At 72.8% G+C, this 23,697-nt stretch carries 3 protein-coding genes; all 3 read left to right on the top strand.

From position 1 onward, the window contains the following. The first annotated feature begins 184 nt into the window (after positions 1-184). The 3 genes from SK854_RS04420 to SK854_RS04410 are packed head-to-tail and all read left to right on the top strand — an operon-like array spanning position 185 to position 23,692. Positions 185-13,033 carry a type I polyketide synthase gene (locus tag SK854_RS04420; RefSeq protein WP_319973644.1) on the top strand — a complete coding sequence of 4,283 codons (12,849 nt, stop codon included), beginning with the start codon at positions 185-187 and terminating at the stop codon, positions 13,031-13,033. Then, the gene (locus tag SK854_RS04415; RefSeq protein ID WP_319973643.1) at positions 13,026-16,202 is read left to right on the top strand and encodes a type I polyketide synthase; all 3,177 of its coding nucleotides are present in this window, start codon (positions 13,026-13,028) and stop codon (positions 16,200-16,202) included. The genes SK854_RS04420 and SK854_RS04415 overlap by 8 nt, the downstream gene beginning before the upstream one ends. Further along, positions 16,199-23,692, top strand: a complete 7,494-nt coding sequence (locus tag SK854_RS04410) for a type I polyketide synthase (protein WP_319973642.1) — start codon at positions 16,199-16,201, stop codon at positions 23,690-23,692. The genes SK854_RS04415 and SK854_RS04410 overlap by 4 nt, the downstream gene beginning before the upstream one ends. Positions 23,693-23,697: the final 5 nt, after the last annotated feature.

Genomic DNA, 23,697 nt, shown 5'->3' with positions numbered 1-23,697 from the left:
GGCACAAGGCATCGAGGGGCGGTCCGTGAGGGCCGCCCCTCTTTCGTCTGTCCGGCACGTCACGGATCGCAGCGCTTTCGTTGCGATCCGTGACTTTCAGGGGTGGGGAAGTCGGTGGAAGTGAGCGGCAAGCCGTTCTTTCTAGTTTTTGCGGGCAATGCGGGCAACACGGCGAGGAGGGCTCATGCCGCAGGGGATTGCGATCATCGGCCTGTCCTGCCGACTGCCCGCGGCGGACGACCCGGCCGGGTTCTGGGCACTCCTGCGCGACGGCCGATGTGCGATCGGTGCGCCGCCCGCCGGCCGGGTCACCGACCCCGCCGCACCGCCTGCCGCCTACCTCGACCGGGTCGCGGACTTCGACCCCGCGTTCTTCGGCATCTCGCCGCGTGAAGCCGCCGCGATCGACCCGCAGCAGCGGCTGATGCTCGAACTCGCCTGGGAGGCCGTGGAGAACGCCGGCACGGTGCCGGGCGCGCGGACCGGCGTGTTCGTCGGCGCCGCTTCCGACGACTACGCCACCCTGCTCGACCGTGCGGGCGCCGATGCCGTCACCCGGCACTCCATGGCGGGCGTCCGCCGCGGTCTCATCGCCAACCGCGTCTCCTACGCGCTCGGCCTGCGCGGGCCCAGCTTCGTCGTCGACTCCGGCCAGTCGTCCTCGCTGGTCGCCGTGCACCAGGCCGTGGAAAGCCTGCGCCGCGGGGAATGCGCGGTCGCCATCGCCGGTGGTGTGCACCTCAACCTCGTGCCGGAAAGCGCTGTCCTCGCCGAACGCTTCGGCGGTCTGTCGCCGGACGGGACCGCTCGGGTCTTCGACCTGCGCGCCAACGGATTCGTGCGTGGCGAAGGCGGCGCGGCCGTCGTACTCAAGCCCCTCGACCAGGCTCTCGCCGACGGCGACCTCGTGCACGCGGTGATCGCCGGCAGCGCGGTCGGCAACGACGGCGGCGGGGCCGGGCTCACCGCTCCGGACGCCGACGCCCAGGCCGAAGTGCTGCGGCTGGCGTACGACCGCGCCGGGATCGCGCCGCGTGCCGTGCAGTACGTCGAACTCCACGGCACGGGCACCAAGGCCGGTGACCCGGTCGAGGCTTCCGCTCTCGGCCAGGTGTTCGGGCGCGGACTGGCCGTCGGTTCCGTGAAGACGAACATCGGTCACACCGAGGCGGCCGCCGGAGTCACCGGGCTGGTCAAGGTCGTTCTCGCGCTGCGCAAAAAGAAGCTGCCGCCGAGCCTCGGGTTCGAAGCACCCAATCCGGTGGTGCGGGAACTCGGCCTGCGGGTGCAGACCGCGTTGACGGACTGGCCCGAACCCGGCGCGCCGCTCGTCGCGGGCGTCTCGTCGTTCGGCATGGGCGGCACGAACTGTCACGTCGTCGTGCGGGAAGCGCCTGCGCGGGAACAAACCGCTCCCGGCGCGCCGTCCGCGCTTCCCTGGCTGCTGTCGGCCCGCACGCCGGACGCCCTGCGGGAGCAGGCAGCCCGGATGCGCAGCGCATTGTCCTCAATGGACGCGGTTGACGCCGGACTTTCTCTTGCCACCACCCGAAAGCGCCACGAGCACCGCGCGGTCGTCGTCGGTCGTGACCAGGAGGCGTTGCTGCGCGGCCTGGACACCCTGGCCGGTGGTGGTCGTGCGCACGAGATCGTCCGCGGCCGGGTCGCCTCGCGCGGGTCGCTCGCGTTCCTGTTCAGCGGTCAGGGCAGCCAGCGCGCCGGGATGGGCGTGGAACTGGCGTCGGCGTTCCCGGTGTTCGCCGAGGCGTTCGAGACCGCCTGTGCCGCGTTCGACGGCCTGCTCGACCGGCCGCTCGCCGACGTCGTGCGCGAGGACGGTGACGACCTCCACCGCACCGAGTACACCCAGCCCGGTCTGTTCGCCTTCGAGCTGGCGCTCTTCGAGTTGTTCGCCAGTGCGGGGATCCGGCCGGACTTCGTCGCCGGGCACTCGGTCGGCGAGCTCGTCGCGGCGCACGTCGCCGGGGTGTTCTCCCTCGCGGACGCCGCCAGGCTGGTCGCCGCCCGAGGCGCGCTCATGCAGGCGCTGCCCGTCGGCGGCGCGATGGTCGCGGTGGAGGCCACGGAGGACGACGTCCGCCCGCTCCTGAACGACCAGGTCTGCCTTGCCGCGGTGAACGGGCCCGCGGCGGTGGTGTTGTCCGGTGACGAGGACGCGGTTCTCGCTGCCGCGGAGGTGCTGGCGGCAAGCGGGCACCGGACCAAGCAGCTCACCGTCAGCCACGCCTTCCACTCCGCCCGGATCGAACCGATGCTGGCGGAGTTCGGCCGGATCGCGGCGCAAGTGTCCTATTCGGACCCCCGAATGGCCGTGGTGTCAACGGTGACCGGGCTGCTCGCGACCGAACTGAACACCCCTGGGTACTGGGTACGCCAGGCCCGTGACGCCGTCCGCTTCGCCGACGCCGTCCAGACTCTTGAAGCTGCCGGAGTAACGGACTTCGTGGAGATCGGGCCGGCCGGGGTGCTCACCGAGCAGGCCCGTGCGACCGTCACCGGCGCCGAGATCGTCGCGGCACAACGTGGTGCCCGGTCGGAGACAGCCGCTCTGCTGCGGGCACTGGCCGCGCTGCACGTGACCGGTCGTGACGTCGAGTGGAGTGCGGTCTTCGCCGCGTGGCAGGGCAACCGGATCGAGCTGCCGACCTATCCGTTCCAGCGCGAGACCTACTGGCTGTCGGCGGAGCCGCAGGAACGACGAGAACAGCCACTTGCGCTCGACACCACCAATCCTGTCGATCCGCTGGAACTCGTCCGCGCAGAAGTCGCGGCCGTCCTGGAACACCGGTCCGCAGAGGACGTGGACGTCTCCCGGACCTTCCGCGACCTGGGTGTCGACTCGCTGACCGGTCTCGAACTGCGCGACCGGCTGGCGGAGGCGACCGGCCGCACACTGCCGGCGACGTTGCTGTTCGACCACCCCACGCCCGCGGCCGTGGCCGCGCACCTCGCCGGCGAGACCGAGGCCGAGGCTCCCGAAACGTCCGGGCTCTCGGACGAACCCATCGCGATCGTCGCCATGGCCTGCCGGTTCCCCGGTGACGTCCGCAGCCCCGAGGACCTCTGGCGGCTCGTCGCCGAGGGCCGGGACGCGGTCGGCCCGCCACCCGCTGACCGGGGCTGGGACAGCACCGCGGTGCGCGACGGCGGGTTCCTCGCCGGTGCGGCCGAGTTCGACCCGGTGTTCTTCGGCATCAGTCCGCGCGAGGCCCTCGCGATGGACCCGCAGCAACGCCTTGTCCTGCAGGCCGTCTGGGAGGCGTACGAACGCGCCGGCATCCGGCCGGAGACCGTGCGCGGCCACCGCGACGGCGTCTTCCTCGGTGCCACCTCGCACGAGTACGGACCGCGGCTGCACGAGGCCGCCGAGGTGTCCGAGGGGCACCTGCTCACCGGCACGACGACCAGCCTGATCTCCGGCCGCGTCGCGCACGTCTTCGGGCTCGAAGGCCCGGCGGTCACCGTCGACACCGCATGCTCGTCTTCGCTGGTGGCGCTGCACATGGCCGTGCGTGCGCTCCGTGCTGGGGAGTGCGGGCTCGCGTTCGCCGGCGGTGTTGCCGTGATGTCCGGGCCGGGCATGTTCGTCGAGTTCGCCAAGCAGGGCGGGCTGTCGGACGACGGCCGCTGCCGCGCTTTCTCCGCCGACGCGTCCGGCACCGGCTGGGCCGAGGGCGTGGGCGTCGTCCTGCTGGAACGGCTGTCCGACGCACGCCGCCACGGGCATCCCGTGCTCGCGCTGGTCCGCGGCTCGGCGGTGAACTCCGACGGCGCGTCCAACGGTCTCACCGCGCCGAGCGGCCCCGCCCAGGGCAAGGTGATCCGCCAGGCCCTCGCCGACGCCGGTCTGTCCACTTCAGACGTCGACGTGGTCGAGGCGCACGGCACCGGCACCGTGCTGGGCGACCCGATCGAGGCGCACGCGCTGCTGGCCACCTACGGCCAGGACCGGGAGACTCCGTTGTGGCTGGGGTCGCTGAAGTCGAACATCGGGCACGCCCAGGCCGCGGCCGGGATCGGTGGCCTGATGAAGCTCGTGCTCGCTCTTCAGCACGGTGTCGTGCCGAAGACGCTGCACGCCGAGGTGCCTTCCCCGCACGTGGACTGGTCCGCGGGCGAGATCCGGCTGCTGACCGAACCCGTCGCGTGGCCGGCGGGGGACCGTGTCCGCCGGGCCGCCGTGTCGTCGTTCGGGATCAGCGGCACCAACGCGCACGCGGTGCTGGAGGAGGCGCCCGCCACCGTTCAGGGCCAGGCGAGTGACTCCCCGGCGCCGTGGCTGATCAGTGCGAAGTCGCGGGACGCGCTCGTCGGTCAGGCCAAGCGGTTGCGGGAACACTTGATCGCCCACCCGGACCTGCCGCTCGCCGGAGTGGCCACCACGCTGGCCGCTCGCACCCGGTTCGAGCACAGGACCGGTCTCGTCGCCGCCGACCGCGACGGCTACCTGGCCGCGCTGGACGCCCTGGAGGGCAGGGAAATCGGCCGGGCGTCGCAGGGCGCGCTCGCGTTCCTCTGCACAGGCCAGGGTTCGCAGCGAGCCCGGATGGCGCAGGACCTGTACGAGTCCTGCCCGCCGTTCGCCCAAGCGCTCGACGACGTGTTCGCCGCGCTCGACCCGCACCTGGACCGTCCACTGCGGACTGTCGTGTTCACGTCCGGCTCGGAGCTGCTCGACCAGACCTCCTACACCCAGCCCGCGCTCTTCGCCGTCGAGGTGGCGCTGTTCCGGCTGTTCGAGCACTGGGACGTCCGGCCGGGGTTCCTCGCCGGCCACTCGATCGGTGAGCTCGCCGCAGCCCATCTCGCCGGGATCCTCGATCTCGCCGACGCGGCCCGGCTCGTCGCGGCCAGGGGCGCGCTGATGGCGGCGCTGCCGTCCGGCGGCGCGATGGTCGCGGTGGAGGCGGCCGAGGGCGAGGTCCTCCCGCTGTGCGGCGACGAGGTGTCGCTCGCCGCGGTGAACGGACCGGCCGCTGTCGTTGTCGCAGGCGAGGAGAACGCGGTCACGGCGGTCGCGCGGCACTTCGCGGAACTCGGTCGCCGGACCCGGCGGCTCACCGTCAGCCACGCCTTCCACTCCCCGTTGATGGACGGGATGCTCGACGCGTTCCGCGAGGTCGCCGAGTCGGTCACGTACCACCCGCCGCGGATTCCGCTGGTGGTCGGCGGGGACGGCGACCCCGGCACCGCCGCCTACTGGGTCCGGCACGTCCGTGACACCGTCCGCTTCGCCGCCACGATCGGCCGCCTGGCCGACGCCGGAGTCACCACCTTCGCCGAGCTCGGGCCGGACGCCGTGCTGAGCACGATGACCAGAGATTGCCTGCCGGAGGGCGACTTCGCGGTCCTGCCGACGCTGAGGGCTGAACGGAACGATCTTCAGTCCGTGCTCACCGCGCTGGCCGGGATGGTCGTGCGCGGCGCGGAGGCCGACTGGTCCGCCGTCACGTCCGGCGCCTCTCCCGTGGACCTGCCGACCTACGCGTTCGAGCGGCACCGGTTCTGGCTGCCACCGCGCTCGCTGCCCGCCGACGCCGCTGCCGCCGGGCTCACCCCGACCGGGCACCCGCTGCTCGGCGGTGGCGCCGAGATCGCGGGCACCGACGGCGTCCTGTTCACCGGCGTGCTGTCCACGCGCACACAGCCGTGGCTGGCCGATCACGTCGTGCTGGCCGCAAACCTGTTGCCCGGCAGCGCTTTCGTGGAACTGGCGCTGCTCGCGGCCGGGCAGGCCGGCTGCGATCGCCTCGACGAGCTCGTCCAGGAGACACCGCTGGTCCTGCCCTCCGACGGCCGCGTCCAGGTCCAGGTCGCCCTCGGCGCACCCGAGCAGAGCGGCCGGCGCACGATCGTCGTCTCCTCGCGGCCCGACCAGCCCTCGATGACCGCGGGCTGGGTTCGCCACGCCGCCGGGTTCGTCTCGACCGGAGGCGACGTGCCGCCGTCCGAACCGGTGTGGCCGCCGGCGGACGCCGAGCCGGTCGACCTCGACGGCCGGTACACGAGGCTCGCCGAGGCCGGGTTCGGTTACGGGCCTGAGTTCCAGTGCCTCCGCGCGGTGTGGCGGCGCGGCGAAGAGCTGTTCGCCGAAGTCGCTCTGCCTGAGCATCGCGTGGCGGAAGCGGCGGCGTACGGACTGCACCCGGCGTTGCTCGACGGTGCGTTGCACGCCGTCGCGTTCGGCGACCCGGCCGGGGTCGTCGCGGGCCGGATCCCGTTCTCCTGGCACGACGTCCGCCTGCACGCCACCGGCGCGAGCGCGATCCGCGTCCGGTACACCCCCGCAGGCGACGACGTCGAGATGTCCATTGTGGATACCAGTGGCGCGCCGGTCGCCTCGGTCGGCGCGCTGGTGCTGCGACCGGTCACCGCGGACCAGCTGACGGCCACCGTCGCGCACGACGACCTGTACCGGATCACCTGGACCCCGGTGCCCGCGCCGGAGACCACGTCGGCGTGCGTGATCACCGTCGGCCTAGACACACTCGTCGAGGTTCCTGACTTCGTCGCGGTGCGGCCGGAAACCGGCACCGGTTCGGTGCCGGAGCAGGCGCACACCGCCGCGGCACACGCACTCGGACTCGTCCGCACCTGGCTGGCCGACCCCAGGTTCGACGGTGCCCGGCTCGTCTTCGTGCTCAGCGGCCTCGCGCACGCCACCGTGCGCGGTCTGGTCCGCTCGGCTCAGGCCGAACACCCCGGCCGGTTCGTGCTGCTCGACAGCGACCGCGAGCTGAGCCCGGCCGAGATCGCGGCCGCGGCGGCCACCGGTGAACCAGAGATCGCGCACCGCGACGGCGCCGTCCTCGCGCCGCGGCTCGCCAGGGCCACCGTGCCGGACGTCGCGTCGGCCGCGAACCCGGACGGCACGGTGCTCCTCACCGGAGCGACCGGCGGGCTCGGCCGTGCGCTCGCCCTGCATCTGGCGGGGCAGGGCTTCCGGCACCTGCTGCTCGTCAGCCGTCGAGGCAGGGCCGCGGACGGAGCCGAGGAACTGATCGCGGAACTGGAGGCGCTGGGAGCGAACGTCACCCTCGCCGGCTGCGACGTCGCCGACCGCGACGCGCTCGCGGCACTGCTGGCCGAGGTCCCCGAGGCTCACCCACTGACCGCGGTCGTGCACGTCGCCGGCGTCCTCGCCGACGGCCCGGTGGAGACGCTCACCGCGGAACAGCTCGACGACGTCCTGCGGGCCAAGGTGGACGCCGCCTGGCACCTGCACGAGCTGACGTCCGGCCTTGCCGAGTTCGTGCTGTTCTCCTCGGTCGCGGGCACCTTGGGCACGGCGGGGCAGGCGAACTACGCCGCCGCCAACACGTTCCTCGACGCGCTGGCCGCACACCGCAGGGACGTCGGCCTGCCCGCCACCGCGCTGGCCTGGGGCCTGTGGGAGACGGCGGACGGCATGGGTGGCGGGCTCGCCGCCCAGGACCGGATCCGGATGTCCCGCGCCGGCGTCGGCACACTGTCCACTTCGGACGCTCTCGCGCTGCTCGACCGGTGCCGCGGTGCCGAGGACGCGATGTTGGTGCCACTGCGGCTCGACGAGGCCGGGCTGCGGGCCGCTGGAGCGGTGCCCTCACTGCTGCGGGGTCTCGTCCGTCTGCGCGCGGGCCGGAGCACGAACGTCCGTTCCGACGCGACGATGACCATGGAGTCGCTGACCGCGCTGGTGCACGGCGAGATCGCGGCCGTGCTCGGGCTGGCGAACCAGGCCGCGGCGCCGGACCGCGCGTTCAAGGAGATCGGCTTCGACTCGCTCACCTCGGTCGAGTTCCGCAACCGCCTCGCCACCGCCACCGGACTCCGGCTGCCCGTCACGCTGCTGTTCGACCACCCGACTCCGGCCGCGGTGATCGACCGCCTGCACGCCGAACTCGCCGGACCCGACGGCAGTCAGGCGATCACAGCGCGAACCGAGATCTCGGGCGACCCGATCGCGATCGTCGCCATGGCCTGCCGCTTCCCCGGCGGGGTGACGAGCCCGGACGAGCTGTGGCGGCTGGTCGCCGACGGCCGTGACGCCATCACCGGCTTCCCCGACGACCGCGGCTGGGACGTCGAGGCGCTCTACGACGCCGACCCCGACCGCCCTGGCCGCACCTACACGACGCGTGGCGGGTTCCTGCACGACGCCGGCCTGTTCGACGCGGAGTTCTTCGGCATCAGCCCTCGTGAGGCGACCGCCATGGACCCGCAGCAGCGCCTGCTCCTCGAAACCTCGTGGGAGGCGGTCGAGAACGCGGGCATCGACCCGGTGTCCCTGCGCGGTAGCCGGACCGGTGTGTTCGCGGGCGCCATGTACCACGACTACACCGCGCGGCTCGCCCCGTTGCCGGAGGAGGCCGAGGGGTACTCGTTCACCGGCGGTTCCGGCAGCGTCGTCTCCGGCCGCGTGGCCTACACCTTCGGCTTCGAGGGCCCCGCCGTCACCGTCGACACCGCGTGCTCGTCGTCGCTGGTGGCGCTGCACCTGGCCGCCCAGGCGCTGCGGCAGGGCGAGTGCGGGCTCGCACTGGCGGGCGGCGTCGCCGTGATGGCCACGCCGGGTTCGTTCGTCGAGTTCAGCCGCCAGCGCGCGCTGGCACCGGACGGCCGGTGCAAGCCGTTCGCGGCGGCGGCCGACGGCACCGCCTGGGCCGAGGGCGCCGGAATGATCCTGCTGGAACGCCTGTCCGACGCGCGCCGCAACGGACACCCGGTGCTCGCGGTACTCCGCGGGTCCGCGATCAACTCCGACGGCGCCTCCAACGGCCTCACCGCCCCCAACGGGCCTTCCCAGCAACGCGTGATCAGCCAGGCGCTCGCCGCCGCCGGACTGTCCACTTCGGACGTGGATGCGGTCGAGGCGCACGGAACGGGCACCCCGCTCGGCGACCCGATCGAAGCGCAGGCCCTGCTGGCGACCTACGGCCAGGACCGGGAAGTGCCTTTGTGGCTGGGGTCGCTCAAGTCGAACATCGGGCACGCCCAGGCTGCCGCCGGTGTCGGCGCGGTCATCAAGATGGTGCAGGCCATGCGGCACGGCGTGCTGCCGAAGACGCTGCACGTCGACGAGCCCTCACCGCACGTCGACTGGGAGTCCGGCGCGGTCGAGCTGCTGACCGAGGCCCGCGACTGGCCCTCGGTCGCGCGGCCCCGGCGTGCGGCGGTCTCGTCGTTCGGGATCAGCGGCACCAACGCTCACGTCGTCCTGGAAGGTGTTCCGGCGCCGAAGGCCACTGTCTCCACCGAACCGGTGCCGTGGGTGCTGTCGGCACGAACTGAACTCGCTCTGCGGGAACGGGCTCGTCAGCTTCTTCCGCTGGTCGGAGGTGACGAAGCCGGTGTTGCGCGTGCACTTGCGGCACGGTCGCGGTTCGAGCACCGCGCTGTCATCGCGGGTGATCTGCAGGCCGGGCTCGGCGCGTTGGCCGAGCACGGCACTGGCGCGGGTGTGGCTCGTGCGGCTCGCCGGATCGTGTTCGTGTTCCCCGGCCAAGGCGCGCAATGGACGGGCATGGGGCGTGAGCTTCTCCAAGCCTCACCGGTGTTCGCCCAGCGGATGTCCGAGTGCGCTGCGGCGCTGTCGTCCTTTGTGGACTGGGAGCTGCTGGAGGTGCTGGACGACGCCGAGGCGCTGACCCGCGTGGACGTGGTGCAGCCCGCGCTGTGGGCGATGATGGTGTCGCTCGCCGCGGTCTGGCAGGCGCACGGCGTCGAGCCCGCTGCCGTCGTCGGGCACTCCCAGGGCGAGATCGCCGCTGCCGTCGTCGCCGGTGGACTGTCCGTCGAGGACGGTGCTCGGGTGGTCGCGTTGCGCAGCAAGGCGTTGCTCGCGCTCTCCGGTCGTGGCGGAATGGTGTCCGTTGGCGCCCCGGTGGAGCGGGCGCGGGAACTGATCGGCCCGTGGGGTGGGCGGCTCTCGGTCGCCGCGGCGAACGGTGCGGCTTCCACGGTGGTGTCCGGCGATGCCGACGCCGTCGAGGAGCTGTTGGCCACTGCTCAAGACATCCGGGTGCGCCGGATCGCCGTCGACTACGCGTCGCACTCGGCGCACGTGGAGTTGATCGAGGACGAACTGGCTCGCGTGCTGGCGCCGGTGCGGCCGGAGCCGGGGCGGATCCCGTTCTACTCCACGGTGACCGCGGCGCTCACGGACACCGCGGACCTGGAAGCCGGTTACTGGTACCGGAACCTGCGTCAGCCGGTCGAGTTCGCCCGCACCACCGAGACTTTGCTGGCGACCGGTCACGACGTCTTCGTCGAGTGCAGCCCGCATCCCGTGCTCGTCACCGCGCTCGCCGAGTCGTTCGACGACGTGAGCGACACCGCCGTCGCGATCGGCACGTTGAAGCGCAACGACGGCTCTCTCGTTCGGGTTCTGAACGCACTCGGCGAGGCGCATGTCCACGGCGTGCCGGTGGACTGGACGTTGCCCGCGGGGACGCATGCCGCGCTGCCCGCGTACCCGTTCCAGCGCGAGCGGTTCTGGCTCGACGCCCCGCAGGCGCTGCCCGGCGTCACCGGACTGGGCCTCGACGCCGCCGGGCACCCGTTGCTGACCGCGTCGACCCGGCTCGCCGAGCAGGACATCCGGCTGTTCACCGGCAGGGTGTCGCTGCGGACGCAGCCGTGGCTCGCCGACCACGCCGTGCTCGACACGCCACTGCTGCCCGGCACCGCGTTCCTCGACCTGGCCCTGCACGCGGCCCGGGAGACGGGCGCCGCGGTCGAGGACCTGACCGTCGAGGCGCCGCTCGTGCTGCCCCGCCAGGGCGCGGTGCTCGTCCAGGTCACCGTCTCCGAAGGCCGTGAGCTGCGGATCCACGCCCGGCTTGAGGACGGCGACCTGCCGTGGACCCGGCACGCGTCGGGCACGCTCGCGGCTCCCGCGGACACCCGGCCCGCGCTGTCCTGGCCGCCGGTGGGTGCGGTCGAGGTGGACGTCGAGAAGTTCTACGTCGCCGCGGCCGAGGACGGCTTCGACTACGGGCCGGCGTTCCAGGGCCTGACGCGTGCGTGGAGGTCGGGGGACGAGGTCTTCGCGGAGGTCGCGATCGACGCCGAGCCCGGCACGTTCGTCGTACACCCGGCGCTGCTCGACGCCGCTGCCCAGGCCGTGCGGCTCGGTGACTTCTTCGCTGACGACGTCCCGCGACTGCCGTTCACGTGGTCCGGCGTCACCTCCCATGCTTCGGGCGCTCAGCGTTTGCGCGTCAGGCTTTCGTCCGCAGGCCTCGACACGGTGTCGCTCGCGGTCGACGACGACAACGGTCGTCCGGTGCTCACCGCGGACGCGCTGACCCTGCGACCGTTCTCGCCTGCGCAACTCGCGGCCGGTTCGAACTCGCTGTACCGGCTCGCGTGGCAGCCGATCGAGGTCACCGCGCCCGCGGGGACCGACGTGATCTCGCCCGTGGGCACCGGCGACGTACGCGAGGTGCTCGTCCGGCAGCTTGATCTCGTGCGCGAGTGGCTGGACCGGCCGGGCGACGAACGGCTGGTCGTGCTGACCCGGTCGGCCACCGGGGACGACGTCACCGACCTCGCGGGCGCGGCGGTGTGGGGCCTGCTGCGGTCGGCGCAGGCCGAGCACCCCGGCCGGATCGTGCTGGCGGATATCGACGACGACCCGCGGTCGTTGAGTGCGTTGCCCGCCGCACTTGGTACCGGTGAAGGACAACTCGCGTTGCGCGCCGGCATCGCCCACGTCCCGGCGTTGGCACGTGCGGAAGTTCGTGCCGCCACCGAACCGTTGCTCGACCCGGACGGCACCGTGCTGGTCACCGGGGCGCTCGGCACCCTCGGCCGACTCGTCGCGAAGCACCTCGTGCTCGTCCACGGCGCGCGGCACCTGCTGTTGCTGAGCCGGCGCGGAATGGCCACCGACGGCGCGGCCGAGTTCGTCGCCGAGCTCGCGGAACTGGGCGCGGCCGCCGAGATCGTCGCCGCGGACGCCGCCGACCGTTCCCGGCTCGCGGAGGTGCTCGCCGCGATCCCGGCCGAGCACCCGCTGACCTCGGTCGTGCACGCCGCCGGTGTCCTCGACGACGCGACGTTCACCGCGCTGACGCCCGAGCGGCTCGACACCGTGCTGCGACCCAAGATCGACGCGGCCCGGCACCTGCACGAACTCACCGCGGACCTGCGCAGCTTCGTCTTGTTCTCGTCGGTGGCGGGCACCCTCGGCACGGCGGGCCAGGCCAACTACGCGGCCGCGAACGCCTACCTCGACGCGCTCGCCAGTCAGCGCCGGGCGCAAGGACTGCCCGCGCTCTCGCTGGGCTGGGGGCTGTGGGCCGAGGCGAGCACGATGACGAGCGGAGCCGATGTCGGACGGCTGAGCCGCACGGGCGTGCTGCCGCTGTCGAGCCGTCAGGGCCTCGACCTGTTCGACGCGGCCTGGGCGGCCGGGGACGCGGTGCTGTTCCCGGTGCGGCTGGAGACGTCGGCGGCGCGGCTCGGCGAGATTCCGCCGCTGCTGCGCGGGCTCGTGCGCACTCCTGTCACCCCGCGGAAGAGTCAGATCCGGCTGAGCGACGTGCCCGCGGCCGAGCGGCAGCAGGTGCTGCTCGACCTGGTGCGCGGCGAGGTCGCGGCGGTGCTCGGGCACCGGGGAACGGCCGCGGTCGACCCCGCGCAGCCGTTCGCCGAGATCGGGTTCGACTCGCTGACCGCGGTCGAGCTGCGCAACCGGCTCACCGCCGCGACCGGCGTCCGGCTGCCGGCGACGCTGATCTTCGACCACCCGACCCCGGCCGCCGTCGCCGCGCACCTCGAACGCGGGCTGGTCACCGAACCGGCACGGCCGATCGTGCTCGACCACGTGGACCGGCTGGAGGCGGTACTGGCGGAGTCCACAGTGGACTCGTCCGTGCTGGCCGCTGTCGCCGCCCGGCTCGACGCGCTGGGGGCCCGGCTGCGGCGGCCGGAGCTCGCGCCGGACGACCCGGCACAGCGGCTGCGCACCGCCTCGGCCGACGAAATCCTCGACTTCATCTCCAAGGAGCTGGGCAACCATGGCTGAGCACGACGACCGGGTGCTGCTCGAGAACCTGCGCTGGGTCACCGTCGAACTGCACCAGGCGCGCGAGCGCCTGCGGGCGGCCGAGGAGCCGATCGCCATCGTCGGCGCCGGCTGCCGCTATCCCGGCGGTATCACGACGCCGGAGGACCTGTGGCGGCTGCTCGCCGACGGCACCGACGCGATCACGGAGTTCCCCGGCGACCGCGGCTGGGACGTCGACGACCTGCACCAGCCGGACGAGCCGGGGCACTCCAGCACCCGGCACGGCGGCTTCCTCACCGAACCGGGTGCGTTCGACGCGGGGTTCTTCGGCATCTCGCCCGCCGCGGCCGAGGTCACCGACCCCCAGCACCGCCTGCTGCTCGAAGTCTCCTGGGAGGCGGTCGAACGCGCGGGAATCGACCCGATGTCGTTGCGCGGCAGCAAGACGGGCGTGTTCACCGGAACCATGTACCAGGACTACGGGACCGGCGCGTCCGACGCCGACCTCGCCGGCCGGGTGCTGATGGGGACGTCCGGGTCGCTCGCCTCGGGCCGGGTCGCCTACGCCTTCGGCTTCGAGGGCCCGGCGCTGACCCTCGACACGGCCTGCTCGTCGTCGCTGGTCGCCGTGCACCTCGCTGTGCAGTCGTTGCGCCGGGGCGAGTGCACGCTCGCGCTCGCGGGCGGCTCGACGGTGCTGGCCACGCCGTCGGTGTTCGTCGAGTTCTCGCGCCAGGGCGGGCTCTCCGCCGACGGGCGCTGCAAGGCGTTCGGGGCGGGGGCGGACGGGACCGGCTTCGCCGAGGGCGCGGGAGTCCTGCTGCTGGAACGGCTTTCGGACGCGGTCCGGCTCGGGCACCCCGTGCTGGCCGTGGTGCGCGGCTCGGCGGTGAACTCGGACGGCGCGTCCAACGGGCTCACCGCACCCAACGGTCCTGCGCAGCAGCGGGTCATCGCCGCGGCACTGGCCGACGCGCGGTTGTCCGCGTCCGATGTGGACGCCGTCGAGGCGCACGGCACCGGCACTGCGCTGGGGGATCCGATCGAGGCTCAGGCGTTGCTCGCGGCCTACGGGCAGGACCGGCCGAAACCGCTCTGGCTCGGTTCGGTCAAGTCGAACCTCGGCCACACCCAGGCCGCCGCAGGGGTGGCCGGGTTGTTGAAGATGATCCTCGCGTTGCGCCACGGCGTTCTGCCGAAGACGTTGCACGCGGACTCGCCGTCACCGCACGTCGACTGGACGTCGGGAGAGGTCTCGCTGCTGACCGAGGCACGGCCGTGGCCCGCTGGGGAGCGGCCGCGCCGGGCCGGGGTGTCCTCGTTCGGTGTCAGCGGCACCAACGCCCACGTGATCCTCGAAGAGGCGCCGGTTGTGGCGGCGGAGCCGTCCGGGCTGGACGACCCTTCGGTGCCGTGGGTGTTCTCCGCACGCAGTGCCGCCGCGTTGCGAGGTCAGGCCGCCCGATTGATGTCCTGTGCGGACGATCGCGCGGTCGATGTCGCGCACTCGTTGCTGACCTCGCGCAGCTCGTTCGAGCATCGCGCGGTCGTGTTCGGCCCGGATGTGGAGACGCGTCGCCGCGGACTCGCCGCGCTCGCCGCCGGTGAGGAGACCTCCACCGCGGTCACCGGGCTCGCTGACGCGGATTCGGCAGCGGTGTTCGTCTTCCCGGGGCAGGGATCGCAGTGGGCCGGCATGGGCAGGGAACTGCTCGACACGTCGCCGGTGTTCGGCGCGCGGCTGGTCGAGTGCGCCGCTGCGCTGGCGCCGTTCACCGACTTCGACCTGCTGCGCGTGCTCCGGCGCGGTGACGAGCTCGACCGCGTCGACGTGGTCCAGCCCGCGCTGTGGGCCGTGATGGTGTCGCTGGCCGCGTTGTGGCAGTCCCACGGTGTCCGTCCGGCGGCCGTGCTCGGGCACAGCCAGGGCGAGATCGCCGCCGCGTGCGTGGCGGGTGCACTGTCTCTTTCGGACGGTGCGCGAGTCGTGGCGCTGCGCAGCAGGGCGTTGGCCGAGCTGTCCGGCCGCGGCGGCATGGTGTCGTTGCGGGTGCCGGTCGCGGAGGTCGAAACCCTGCTGGCTCAACGATCAGGGCTTTCGATCGCCGCGGTCAACGGAGCCGAGTCCGTCGTCGTCTCCGGCACGCCCGAGGCGCTGGACGAGCTGGTCGAACACTGCGGCGACCGCGCGAAGCGGATCCCGGTGGACTACGCGTCGCACTCCGCACAGGTCGACTCGCTGCGGGAGCGGCTGCTGGCCGACCTCGCCCCGATCCGGCCGCGTCAGGCGGAGATCCCGTTCGTGTCGGCGGTGACCGCCTCGTTCTTCGACACCACGGGCCTGGACGCGCGGTACTGGTTCACCAACCTGCGCGAGCCGGTGCTGTTCGACCCGGCGATGCGACTGTTGATGGCCGAGGGCCGGACCGCGTTCGTCGAGCTGAGCCCGCATCCCGTGCTGACGATGGGCATGCAGCAGACCGCACCGGGCGCTGTCGTGGCCGGGGCATTGCGCCGAGGCGATGGCGGCCTCGCGCGGGTCCGGCTGTCGCTGGCCGAACTGGCTGTGCGCGGCGTTGGCGTCGACTGGCTGCTTCCCGCAGGACGGCGGGTCGACCTGCCCACGTACGCGTTCGACCACCGCGACTACTGGCTGACCACGACCGGTCCGGCGGCGGGAGCGGCACCGGTGGCGGGCGCCGCCGAGAGGTGGTCCGGCTACCTGGCGGGGCAGACCGGCCAGGAACGGCGGCGGACGCTGGTGAAGCTGGTCCGTTCCGCCGCGGCCGCCGTGCTCGGGCACGCGACGCCGGAGGAGGTCGAGCTCACCGGGTCGTTCCGCGAACTGGGCCTCGACTCCGCGGCGGGTGTCCAGCTGCGCAACCGGCTCGCCTCCGCGACCGGGCTGGACCTGCCGGTGACGGTCGTGTTCGACCACCCGACGGTGTCCTCGCTCGCCGCACACCTGGAGGCCGAGGTGTCGGGTTCGGGCACCGGCGGTCTGGACCGCCACCTCGACGCCGTCGAGTCGGGTCTGCGCGACCTCGACGGCGCGGCCCGAGCGCGGGTGCTGACCAGGTTGCGCGCGTTGATCGCGCCGGGACCCGACGCCACGGCGGACCTGGACGAAGCCAGTGCCGACGAGATGTTCGCCTTGCTGGATCAGGAACTGGGTGCCGCGTCGTGACCAACGAAGAAAAACTCCTGGACTACCTCAAGCGCGCCACCGGTGATCTGCGCGAGGCGCGGGGCCGGGTCCGCGAGCTGGAGGAGCAGGCGCACGAGCCCGTCGCCGTCGTCGGCATGAGCTGCCGGTACCCCGGCGGGGTGCGGACGCCGGAGGACCTCTGGACGCTGGTCGCCGAGGGACGGGACGCCGTCACCGGGTTCCCCGCCGACCGGGGCTGGGACCTCGACAGGCTGCACGACCCGAGCGAGGCGCCCGGCTCCAGCTACGTCCGGCACGGCGGGTTCCTGGACGACGTCGCGGGGTTCGACGCCGAGCTGTTCGGCCTGAGCCCGCGCGAGGCCCTCGCGATGGACCCGCAGCAGCGTCTGCTGCTCGAAGCCGCGTGGGAGGGGTTCGAACGGGCCGGTATCGCCCCGGATTCCGTGCGCGGCAACAGGATCGGCGTCTTCGTCGGCACCAACGGCCAGGACTACGGGCCGCGCCTGCACGAGGCACCCGCCGAGGTCGAGGGCCACCTGCTCACCGGACTGGCCGCCAGTGTCCTTTCCGGACGGATCGCGTACGCGTTCGGCCTGGAGGGACCGGCGCTCACCGTCGACACCGCGTGTTCGGCGTCGCTCGTCGCGGTGCACCTGGCGATCCGGTCGCTGCGCGCGGGGGAGAGCACCCTGGCCCTCGCCGCCGGTGTGTCGGTGATGAGCACGCCCGGTGGGTTCGTCGAGTTCAGCCGTCAGCGCGGCCTCGCCCCGGACGGGCGTTGCAAGTCCTTCGGCGCCGGTGCGGACGGCACCGGCTGGGCGGAGGGCGTCGGCGTCCTGGTGCTGGAACGCCTGTCCGACGCACAACGCAACGGTCACCGCGTGCTCGCCGTGCTGGCCGGGTCGGCGGTCAACTCCGACGGCGCGTCCAACGGTCTCACCGCGCCCAGCGGTCTCGCGCAGCAGCGGGTGATCCGGGCGGCGCTGGCCGACGCCCGGATCGTTCCGTCCGATGTGGACGCTGTGGAGGCGCATGGCACCGGCACGGTCCTCGGTGACCCGATCGAGGCGGAGGCGATCCTCGCCACCTACGGTCAGGACCGGGAGACCCCGCTGTGGCTGGGGTCGCTCAAGTCCAACCTCGGGCACGCCCAGGCCGCGGCCGGTGTCGGCGGGATCATCAAGACGGTTCTCGCCCTGCGTGCCGGGACGTTGCCGCGCACGCTGCACGCGGACGAGCCCTCGCCCCACGTCGACTGGTCCGCCGGAGCGGTCGAGCTGCTGACCGAGCCGCGGCCTTGGCCTGCCGGGGAACGTCCGCGTCGCGCCGGGGTCTCGTCGTTCGGTGTCAGCGGTACCAACGCGCACGTGATCGTCGAGGAAGCTCCCGCCGGGCCCGAACCAGTGCCGGTCGCGACGGAGGCTGTTCTGCCGTTCCTGCTGTCGGCGAAGTCTCCGGAGGCGCTGCGGGCGCAGGCGGCCAGGCTGGCCGAGGCGGGCGTTGACTCTCTGGACTCTGCCTACTCGCTGGCGACGACCCGTGCGTTGCTGGACCATCGGGCGGTTGTTGTGGGCCGGGACGGGCTGCAGGCCGGGTTGACGGCGCTGGCCGCCGGTCTTCCCGCCGCCGATCTCGTGCAGGGCAGGGCTTCTGGAGACACCAAGCTCGCGTTTCTGTTCACCGGTCAGGGTTCTCAGCGGGCCGGGATGGGGCGGGAGCTGCACGCGGCGTTCCCGGTGTTCGCTGCCGCGTTCGACGAGGTGTGCGCGGAGATCGACGCGCACCGGCAGGGGCCGTCGCTCAAGGACGTCGTGTTCGCCGACGCCGACGGGCTGCTCGACCGGACCGACTACGCGCAGGCAGGCCTGTTCGCGGTCGAGGTGGCGCTCGCCCGGCTCGTCGAGTCGTGGGGTGTCCGGGCCGATGTCGTCGCGGGGCACTCGCTCGGCGAGATCACCGCCGCCCACCTGGCGGGAGTGCTCAGCCTGGCCGACGCGGCGGCACTGGTGGCCGCTCGAGGTCGGTTGATGGCCGCGTTGCCCGCAGGTGGTGCCATGGCCGCGATCGAGGCCGGCGAGGAAGAACTCGTTGCCACATTGCCGGTCGGTGTGGACCTCGCCGCCGTGAACGGGCCGTCTTCGGTCGTCGTCTCCGGGCCCCAGGACGCCGTCGCGGAGGTCGTTTCCCACTGGGCTGCACAGGGGCGCCGCACCCGGCGCCTGGCGACGAGTCACGCGTTCCACTCCGCCGCGATGGACCCTGTGCTCGCGCCATTGGCGGAAGTCGTGCGGGAGCTGGACTTCCGGTCGCCGAGCGTGCCGTTCGTGTCGACTCGCACCGGGCGGACCGAGGCTGATCTGTCCACTGTGGAGTATTGGACCGGTCAGGCCAGGGACGCGGTGCGCTTCGCGGAGGCCGTCGCGTCACTGGAGGAGCAGGGCGTCACGGCCTATCTGGAACTGGGACCCGACGGCGTGCTCACCGCGCTGGCCCGCGGGCTCTCCGACGCCGTGACGGCTGTCGCGCTGCGCCCGGACCGGGACGAGGTGGCCACACTGCTGACCGCCATCGGGACCCTGCACGTCCACGGTGTTCCCGTTGATTGGTCCGCCTACTTCGCCGGGACCGGCGCGCGGCCGACCGACCTGCCCACGTACGCCTTCCAGCACGAGCGTTACTGGCTCACTACGGCGAGCGGTGCCCCGGTTTCAGAGCGTCCTGCTGTTCCCTCACCGGGGGACCGGATCGAGCTGATCGACCTGGTGCGCGCGCAGGCCGCCGCCGTGCTCGGGTATCCGGAGGCCCTCGACGGCGACCGCGCGTTCGCCGACCTGGGGTTCGACTCGCTCACCGCGGTGGAGCTGAGCTCCCGGCTGAGCAGGGCGACCGGGCTGACGTTGCCGCCGACGCTCGTCTTCGACTACCCGACGCCTGACGCGCTGGCCGCGTGGCTGGTGGGAGAGACCGGGACCGGAGCCGCGCTCGTCGCGCACGCGGGTTCGGACGACCCGATCGTCGTCGTGGGCATGGGGTGCCGCTATCCGGGCGATGTCACGTCCCCGGCGCGGTTGTGGGACGTCGTGCTCGCCGGCACCGACGCGATCACGCCGTTCCCGGCGGACCGCGGCTGGAATCTGGACGAGGTGCACGACCCTGAACCGGGCCGGCCGGGGAAGACCTACGTCGCCCACGGTGGCTTTCTGGCGGACGCGGCCGGGTTCGACGCCGCCTTCTTCGGCATCAGCCCGCGCGAGGCGCTGGCGATGGATCCCCAGCAGCGGCTGCTGCTGGAGGTCACCTGGGAGACCTTCGAACACGCGGGCATCGACCCGCGGGCGGTGCGCGGGGATGTCGTCGGCGTGTTCGCCGGTGTCGCCTCGCAGGACTACGGCCCGCCGTTGCACGAGGCGCCCGAGCACGTCGGCGGAAACCTCGGCACCGGCACCGCGGCCAGCGTGCTGTCCGGCCGGATCGCGTACACCTTCGGGTTCGAGGGGCCGGCGTTGACCGTCGACACCGCGTGCTCGTCGTCGTTGGTCGCGCTCCACCTCGCCGCGCAGGCGTTGCGTGCCGGTGAGTGCACGCTGGCGCTCGCGGGCGGGGTGACGGTGATGTCGAGTCCCGGCGCGTTCGTCGAGTTCAGCCGTCAGCGCGGGCTCGCACCGGACGGGCGGATCAAGTCGTTCTCCGACGACGCCGACGGCACGGCGTGGGCGGAAGGCGCGGGAATGCTGCTGCTGGAAAGGCTTTCGGACGCCCGCAGGCACGGCCACCCGGTGCTCGCCGTGGTCGCCGGATCGGCGGTGAACTCCGACGGTGCGTCGAACGGGCTCACCGCCCCGAACGGACCGTCCCAGCAGCGGGTGATCCGGCAGGCGCTGGCCAACGCCGGTCTGTCCACTTCGGACGTCGACGTGGTCGAGGCGCACGGGACCGGCACCGTGCTGGGCGACCCGATCGAGGCACAGGCCGTGCTCGCGACCTATGGACAGGATCGGGAGGTCCCGCTGTGGCTGGGTTCGCTGAAGTCGAACATCGGGCACGCCCAGGCCGCGTCGGGCGTCGGCGGGGTCATCAAGATGATCGAGGCGATGCGGCACGGCGTGCTGCCCAGGACGCTGCACCTCGACACGCCGTCGGCCAAGGTGGACTGGACGGCGGGCGCGGTCTCGTTGCTGACCGAGACCACTCCGTGGCCGGAGACCGATGTTCGCCGGGCCGCTGTGTCGTCCTTCGGCGTCAGTGGCACCAATGCACACGTCATCCTTGAGCAAGCAGCGGAAGTCGTTGCGGCGGAACGGGATTTTGTCGGACCTGTGCCGTGGCTGTTGTCGGCTCGCACCGAGACGGCGCTGCGGGCGCAGGCCGAGCGGTTGCTCGCGGTCGACGCCGATGCGGTGGACGTCGCGCGGGCGCTCGCGGCCGGACGTGCCGCGTTCGAGCACCGGGCCGTGGTCGTCGCCACTGATCCAGAGGACCGCGCGGCAGGACTGGCCGCGATCCGGGACGGCCGTGGCGCGATCACCGGAGTCGCCCGGCCCGGCCGGACGGCGTTCCTGTTCACAGGTCAGGGTTCTCAGCGTGCCGGGATGGGGCGTGAACTGCACGAGACGTACCCGGACTTCGCGGACGCGTTCGACTCCGTGTGTGCCTGCCTCGACCCGCGCGTGCGGGAGGTCGTGCTCGACGGCGGACCGGAGCTCGACGGCACCGAGTTCGCGCAGCAGGGCATCTTCGCGATCGAGGTCGCGCTCGTGCGGCTGCTGGAGAGATGGGGAGTGCGCCCGGACGTCGTTCTCGGGCACTCCGTCGGCGAGATCGCCGCGGCGCACGTCGCCGGGATCCTGAGTCTGGAGGACGCGGCCGCGCTGGTGGCTGCCCGTGGCCGCTTGATGCAGGCCTTGCCGCCTGGTGGCGTGATGATCGCCGTGCAGGCTTCGGAGGACGAGGTTCTGCCGCTTGCTGAAGGGGTGTCGCTGGCGGCGGTGAACGGTTCTTCGGCCGTGGTGTTGTCCGGAGAGGTGGACGCGGTCACCGCGGTGGCGTCGAGGTTCGCCAAGACCAAGCGACTCAACACGAGTCACGCGTTCCACTCGCCGTTGATGGCGCCGATGCTGCCGGACTTCCGTACCGTGCTCGACGGCCTGGCGTTCGGCCCGGCCGCGCTGCCGATGGTGCCCACCGGCGGGACGGCCGATCCGGCGACGGCGGAGTACTGGGCCGGTCAGATCGAGGCGACGGTCCGGTTCGCGGACGGCGTCGAGGCGCTGCGCGCCGACGGCGTCACCACGTTCGTCGAGATCGGTCCGGACGCGGTGCTGTCCGCGCTGGTCGATGGCGCCGTGCCGGTGCTGCGCGCGGACAGGTCCGAGCCGGAGACGCTGCTCACCGCGCTGAGCCGGTTGCACGTTGCCGGATTCGGTCCACAGTGGACTGAGCTGCTCGGTTCGGCGGACGTTCCGGTCGAGCTGCCTACATACCCGTTCGAACGGGAGAGGTACTGGCTCGCGCCCGGCTCACCCGCGGCCGCCGACCCGGCGGGCGAGCGGTTCTGGGCTGCTGTCCGCGACGGTGATGTCGTGGGTCTGGCGGACACCCTCGCGGTTGACGAGTCCACTGTGGATTCGCTGTTGCCCGCGCTGGCCCGGTGGCGTGCCGAGGCTGACGGGGGAGCAGAGCACTGGCGTTACCGCGTGGTCTGGAAGCCGGTCGACGTCTCGGCCTCTTCGGGTACGTGGCTGGTCGTCGTGCCGGAAGGCGTTGCGGCGGAACAGGTCGTCGAGGGGCTCGACGCCACGGTGCTGAAGCTGCCTGCCGGGATCGGCCGGGCGGACCTCGCCGCGTTGCTGCCGGAGACCGACGGTGTGCTGTCGCTGCTCACCGACGTCCGCGAGGTGCTCGTGCTCGTGCAGGCGCTCGGCGACGCGGGTCGTGAGGCGCCGCTGTGGTGCGTGACGCGCAATGCCGTGCAGGTCGAGCCGGGTGAGGCGGTGGATCCCGCTGCCGCCGAGATCTGGGGACTGGGCCGCGTGGTCGGCCTGGAGCATCCGCGCCGGTGGGGTGGGTGCGTCGACCTGAGTGGCGACGTGGACCCCGCGGCCGTACTGGGTAGCGGTGTGGACCCGGCAGCCGGCCTCGGCCTCGCCGACATCCTCGGCGGCACCGAGGACCAGGTCGCCGTGCGGCCGTCCGGGGTGTTCGGGCGGCGTCTCGTGCGGGCGCCCGGCGGCCGGAAGGTCCGGGAGTGGCGGCCTCGCGGCACGGTGCTGATCACCGGCGGCACCGGTGCGCTCGGCGGGCAGGTGGCCCGGAGGCTGGCGGCGGACGGTGCCGAGCACCTGGTGCTGACCAGTCGTCGCGGTCAGGCCGATTCCGGGCTCGTCGACGACCTCACAGCTCTTGGCGCGCGCGTCACGGTGCGCGCGTGTGATGTCGCCGATCGGGATGCGCTCGCTGTGCTGCTGGCGGAGTTCCCGCCGTCGGCCGTCGTGCACGCGGCCGGTCTCGGCGACCCCGACTACCTGGTGGACACGGATCTTGCCGAGTTCGCGCGCGTCCGGTCGGCCAAGGTTCTGGGAGCGCTCCACCTCGACGCGCTGCTCGGGGACACCCCGCTCGACGCGTTCGTGCTGTTCTCGTCCATCGCGGCCACCTGGGGCAGTGGCGGCCAGGGTGCCTATTCGGCGGCCAACGCGGCGCTCGACGCACTTGCCGAGTCCCGCCGGGCCCGTGGCCTGACCGCCACGTCGATCGCCTGGGGGCCGTGGGCCGGCCCCGGGATGGCCGAGGGTGAGGCCGGGGTTCAGATGGCACGGCGCGGTGTCGCCGGGCTGCCGCCGCACCGAGCGGTCGCCGAACTGGTTGCGGCCGTGGAACGGGACGAGCCGGCGGTCGTCGTCGCGGACGTCGACTGGACGAGGTTCGTGCCCGCGTTCACGGCGCAGCGCCAGAGTCCGTTGCTCGGCGACCTGCCCGAGGTGCGTGAGGTGCTGGCCACCGAGGTGACGTCCGGCGGGGCGGTCGCCGAGATCCTGAGCACTGCCAAGGGATCCGAGCTCGACCAGTTGCTGCTCGACATCGTGCGCGGCGAGATCGCCGTGGTGCTCGGGCATTCCGCGTCCGAGGCGGTCGACGTTCACCAGCCGTTGCGCGACCTCGGCCTCGACTCGCTGGCCTCGGTCGAACTGCGCAACGGGCTGTCCAGGGCGACCGGACTCGCTCTGCCCAGCACTCTCGTCTTCGACCACCCGACGGCCGCCGCCGTCGCCGTGCACCTGAAGTCCCTGGTGGAGCCCGCGACCGACCTGCTCGCCGACGACCTGGACCGGCTCGAAGCCGGGCTGGCGGCGTCCGGCGCGCAGGACCGCGGTCGCGTCCTGGCCCGCCTCGAAGTCCTGCTCGCCCAGTGGCGCGACGGAGGAGAGGACGAGTCGATCACCGACCGGCTCGACTCCGCCACCGACGACGAGATGTTCCGGCTGCTCGACACCGAGTTCGGCATCTCCTGATGCGC

The organism is Lentzea sokolovensis (assembly GCF_033949975.1).
Taxonomy (GTDB): domain Bacteria; phylum Actinomycetota; class Actinomycetes; order Mycobacteriales; family Pseudonocardiaceae; genus Lentzea; species Lentzea sokolovensis.
This window is presented reverse-complemented; position numbering and strand designations above follow the sequence as displayed.

Coding starts and splice junctions, on each gene's coding strand:
- SK854_RS04420 (WP_319973644.1), top strand. CDS start 185: ATGCCGCAGGGGATTGCGATCATCGGCCTGTCCTGCCGACTGCCCGCG.
- SK854_RS04415 (WP_319973643.1), top strand. CDS start 13,026: ATGGCTGAGCACGACGACCGGGTGCTGCTCGAGAACCTGCGCTGGGTC.